This window comes from Streptomyces sp. NPDC002784 (genome assembly GCF_053592135.1).
On the sequence record NZ_JBSFVD010000112.1, the window covers coordinates 1 to 3198 of the forward strand.

1 protein-coding gene is annotated in these 3198 nt (G+C 74.3%); it reads left to right on the forward strand.

Annotation, left to right across the window (positions count from 1 at the left end):
• The coding region (locus tag ACWD1Z_RS36880) for an amino acid adenylation domain-containing protein (RefSeq protein WP_451125211.1) at window positions 1-3198 on the forward strand (3198 nt) is incomplete at both ends.

Genomic DNA, 3198 nt, shown 5'->3' on the forward strand with positions numbered 1-3198 from the left:
CTGCGTACGGATGTGTCCGGTGACCCGACGTTCCGTGAGCTGCTGGGGCGGGTGCGGGCCGCGGATCTGGCGGCGTACGCCCATCAGGAGCTGCCGTTCGAGCAGTTGGTGGAGGCGCTCAACCCGGAGCGGTCCCTGTCCCGGCAGCCCCTCTTCCAGGTCCTGGTCGTGCTCCAGAACGCGCCCGCGGCGGCCTACTCGCTGCCCGGCCTCGACATCCGGCCGGTGCCGACCGTGCCGGGCGTGTCGAAGTTCGACTACTCGCTCAGCCTGCACGAGACCTACGACGCCGACGGCCGGCCGGACGGTCTGGAGGGGTACGTCGAATACTCGACCGACCTCTTCGACCGGGCCACGGTCGCCCGTACCGTCGACCTGCTCGACCGGATGCTGAGCGCCTTCGCCGAGGACGCCGACCGGACCGTCGGCGAGGTCGAGACCGTGACCGGCGAGGACCGCCGGCGCGTGCTGGAGACGTGGAACGAGACCGCGGCACCGCCCGCCGAGGTGGACGTGCCCACCCTGTTCGAGCAGCGGGTGGCGGCGGCCCCCGACGACCTCGCGCTGCTCCACCCCGGCGGACGCCTCACCTACCGCCGGCTCGACGCCCGCGCCAACCGGCTGGCGCATCTCCTGCGGCGCCGCGGCATCGGGCCGGAGGACCGGGTGGCGCTGGCCGTACCCCGCGGCCCGGAGACCGTCGTGTCGATGCTCGCCGTCCTCAAGGCGGGGGCAGCCTACGTGCCCGTGGACCCGGCCTATCCCGCCGCCCGCATCGCCTACCTCCTCGACGACTCCCACCCCGCCCTCCTGATCACCCACAGGGAGACGGATCCGCGCCGGGCCACGGATCCGGGTGGGGCGGATCCGGGTTCGGTGACCGCCCTGCCCACGCTGCTGCTCGACGACCCCGAGACCGCCGCCGCGCTCACGGCCGCGCCCGACACCCCGCCGGAGCGGCCGAGCGACCCGGGGCGGGCCGCGTACGTCATCTACACCTCGGGCTCCACCGGCCGCCCCAAGGGGGTCGTGGTCACCCACACCGGTGTCGCCGCCCTCGTCGCCTCGCAGCGGGAACGCTTCGGGGCGGGCCCCGGCAGCAGGGTGCTCCAGTTCGCCTCACCCAGCTTCGACGCCGCCTTCTGGGAGACCGTGATGGCCCTGCTGACCGGCGCCGCCTTCGTGGTGGCCCCGGCCGGCCGGCTGATGCCCGGCGAGCCGCTCGCCGGACTGATCCGGGAGTTCGGCGTCACCCACGTCACGCTGCCGCCGTCCGCACTGCGCGCGCTGGAGGACCGCGAACTGCCCTCGATCCGCTCGCTCGTCGTCGCCGGCGAGGCCGTCCACGCCGACCTGGTCCGGCAGTGGGCGCCCGAACGAGCCATGATCAACGCGTACGGCCCCACCGAGACCACCGTCTGCGCCACCACCAGCGAACCGCTCGGCGCCGAGGACGCCCCGCCGCCCATCGGCCGCCCGCTGACCGGCACGCGCGTCTATGTCCTGGACCGCCTGCTGCGCCCGGTGCCGCCCGGCGTCCCCGGCGAGCTGTACGTGAGCGGTCCGGCGCTGGCCCGAGGCTACCTGGGCCGCCCCGCACTGACCGCGGAGCGGTTCGTGGCGTGCCCGTTCGGGGCGCCGGGTGAGCGCATGTACCGCACCGGCGACCTGGTGCGCTGGACCGGCGACGGACAGCTGGTGTTCGTCGGCCGCGCCGACGAACAGGTCAAGGTCCGCGGCCACCGCATCGAACTCGGCGAGATCGAGACCGCCCTCTCCGCGCACCCGGCCGTGGCCGACGCCGCCGTGGCCGTCCACCGCGACGACACCGGCGACGCCCGCCTGACCGCGTACGTCGTTCCGCGCACCGAGGACACTCCGGCCCTGGACACGGCCGCCGACCAGGAGCAACTCGACGCCTGGGCGCACGTGTTCAGCAGGCAGTACGGCGACGGGGAACCCGGCGCCGCGTTCGGGGAGGACTTCTCGGGCTGGCACAGCACCTATGACGGCGGCCCCATCCCGCTCGACGACATGCGGGAGTGGCGCACGGCGGCCGTCGACGCCATCCGCGCGCTGCGGCCCCGGCGGATCCTGGAGATCGGCGTGGGCAGCGGACTGCTCCTCGCCCCACTGCTCGACCACTGCGAGACGTACTGGGGCACCGACGTCTCACCGGAAGCCGTCGAGGCCCTCCGCGTACGGCTGGCCGCCGCCCGCCCCGACGCCGTGGACCGGGTGACGCTCACGGCCCTCGCGGCGGATGCCGTGGACACCCTGCCCGAAGCCGAGTTCGACACGATCGTGCTCAACTCCGTGGCCCAGTACTTCCCGAGCGAGCGCTACCTCGTCGACGTCCTGCACAAGGCGGTACGGCTGCTCGCCCCCGGCGGTGCCCTCTACCTGGGCGACATCCGGGACCTCCGGTCGGCACGGCGGCTGCACCTGGCCGCGCAGGCCGGACGCCTCGGGCCCGACGGACCGGCCGAGGACGTGCGCGGGGCGGCCGAACTGGCCCTCGCCGAGGAGAAGGAGCTGCTGGTCGATCCCCTGCTGTTCACCTCCTTCGCCGCCACGACCCCCGGGCTCGGAGGTGCCGACATCCGCGTCAAGCGCGGCCGTCGGCACAACGAGCTCACCCGCTACCGCTACGAGGTGGTCCTCCACAAGAAGCCCGCCGAAGCGCTGCTGGCGGTCGCCGACGCTCCTCGCACGACCTGGGAAGAGCTCGGCGGCTCCGCCGAGGCACTGGCCGCTGCCCTGACGGAGCGTCAGCCACAGCTGCTGCGGGTGACGGGCGTGCCCAACGCCCGTACGGCGACGGACCTCACGGATGCCCCCGCCGCCGGGGCCCCCGACCCCGACGAGTGGGTCGGACTCGGCCGGCGGCTCGGTTACGAGACGGCCGTCACCTGGTCCGCCGACCGGCACGAGAGCGAACTCGACGTCGTGTTCGTCGACGCGTCCACCGCGGCCGGCCGTCCGCTGACCGGCGTCCACCGCACGGACGCCCCGGCACCCGGCCCGCTCACCAACACACCGTCGGCCGGTCCGCGTTCGGCCGCGCTGACCGCCGAACTGAGGGGCTGGGTCAGTGAGCGGTTGCCCGGGTTCATGGTGCCGGGGGTGTTCGTGGTGGTGGAGGCGTTGCCGTTGACGCCGAACGGGAAGGTGGACCGGCGGGCGTTGCCGGTGCCT